Consider the following 2,152-nt stretch of genomic DNA (forward strand, 5'->3'; position numbering starts at 1 on the left):
TCACCCGTGCTCGTCTCGGACGACTCGTCCGCCAAGGCTTCCTCACCCAACCCGGACGAGGTCGCTACCAGAAACGGACTTAACGTCCACTCAACAGCGCCGGGCGAGCCGTGGGAACAGGTCGTCACCGATTGCCTGATGGCGCTGTGCTGCCGCGACGCAGATCAACCAGTCGAGGACGCCTTGACGTCCTTGACGAACACCTACCTGACCCACGATGCGAAGGCGGGTATGACCGTCTTGGACGTCCGTCTCGGACTCACCGTCCTGGACACCGTCGGATCAGCCGAACATCCTGGGGCCTGCCGCCTTAGCTTGGCGTTTATGCAGCTGTGCTGCTTGTGATGGCTGTCGCGAGGTTCGGTTTGTCCTGTTTCCCGGCGGGGTGCTCGCGTGCACGGTGCTTGTTCTTCACTCCGGTTGGCCGGCCGGGGCCTGCGGTGGTGAGTTTCGGTGCGCTGCCGGCTGAGGGGCTTTCCCGTGGAGGCGGCGAAATCCCCGACGGACGCGTGCGGGTGTGAGGCGCCCTTGGCGTGGAGGCCGTTCCCAGGGTTTGCGGAGGTCTTCTGCGAGGGGCCGGGCAAGGCGGAGTTGGGTGTGTGAAGCAATGACGAGCCAGGTCCAGCGGTCGGCGGCGGCCGGCTCGCGGAGTTGGGGAGTGGTCCACCCCAGCGTCTGCTTGAACATCCTGAAGGTGTGCTCGAGATCGAATCTGCGCAGCAATGCCTGCCAGAGCCGGTCCACATCCCCGGCAGTCGTGGCAGTGGCTGACCACCACAGCCGGATAGGTCTGGGGCTGCGATCTCCGCGGAGGTGGTCGACCTGGAGACGGATGATGGTGCCTTCGATCACGGGCAGTTCGCCTTCGGGATAGTCGGTCCAGGCCGAACGCCGGACCAGCAGCGGGTGCAGGCGGTCCCAGGCAGTGGCGACGGCCTTCCCGTAGTGGGTGGTGTCGGTCACCGTGGTGACGGACGGGACCGGCCAAGTGGCCGCCGCCTCGAACGCGAACTCCGCCCCACGCTTGGGCTTGCGCCCGACTTTGCCCGCCGGTCGCGGAGGGGGGCGGAAAGCAGAGGACGCGGTCCGAACGCATCCGGCCCAGCAACTCGACGGGCAGGTCCGCAAGCAGGAGAGCCAGGCGGGTCACGTCGTAGCCGGCATCGACGAGGACCAGGACGGGTGGGTCACCGATCCGCCACTGGCCTGCCACGTACAGCCGCTGGAACACTTCCCGGACCTGGGTTGCGGTGACAGTGATGATGTCGTCCCACGGACACAGCCTGACCACGTCCAGCAGGGCAGTCCACGACGTCCGACCCTGCTCCAGAGCTGCGACGAAGGAGTAGGGCCACCCGGGGATCATCTGGGCCGAGCCCCTTCCCCGTCCATAGGTGTGGCAGAACAGCCGGTCCGGGCTCGTATTCGCGTCCGGCCGCAGCCAGTTGCTCACATCGACCGCCAGGACCAGCCGCCCCTCCGCCGTCCGAGGAAGCGGCAGTCCGGCCAGCGCCCTGCGCAGCCGGGACAGATCCAGACGTCCGTGGTTGAGCCCGCCGTACAACGCCGCATGTCCACGCCGATGCTCCGGCGCCAGGGACAGCTCGACCAACGTATTCACCGGGCCGTCCGCACACAGCAAGGCGTCACTCAGCTCGAACAAGGCATCGGGCCGCTGGGTCAGGCAGGCATAGAACTCCGTCCGGAAGCATGACAGTTCGGCAAACGCATCTCGCGGGACATCCCGATGCAGCAGACTCATTGCTACGGCCTTCGTGCTGGTCAAGTGCCTCTGTGACGGAGCACAGGATCAGACGAAGGCCGCTCTCACGTCAGGCACTCAGCCGAGAACGTCATCAAGTTCGAGGCCATGTTCGACCACGGACGATAAACGCCAAGCTTAGAGCGACGGAAGGTATCCGGAGCCGGTCGGCAGGAAATATTGGTCGTCATTTCTGTACGCATATTCACTATTTGAGATAAATCAATGCGATAAGGAGATCTCGCTGCCGTGTCACCTTGAAGCGATACCCGCAGAACAGCTCGCCGCAGCGGCGGCGAGCCCGGAGGTTACGCTTTGAGTGGACGTTAAGTCCGTTTCTGGTAGCGACCTCGTCCGGGTTGGGTGAGGAAGCCTTGGCGGACGAGTCGT

Annotated in this window: 2 pseudogenes; one reads left to right on the forward strand and one right to left on the reverse strand. The window is 65.0% G+C overall.

Features of this window, described 5'->3' with window-relative positions:
- Positions 1–345 (forward strand): annotated as a pseudogene (locus ACWC09_RS52560) (hypothetical protein); the annotation flags it as partial.
- On the opposite strand, the pseudogene ACWC09_RS52565 reads toward ACWC09_RS52560, so the two are convergent.
- A pseudogene (locus ACWC09_RS52565) lies at positions 323–1,762 on the reverse strand (NF041680 family putative transposase). The pseudogenes ACWC09_RS52560 and ACWC09_RS52565 sit on opposite strands and share 23 nt — an antisense overlap.
- Between the last annotated feature and the right edge of the window lie 390 nt (positions 1,763–2,152).

The organism is Streptomyces sp. NPDC001617 (genome assembly GCF_053596855.1).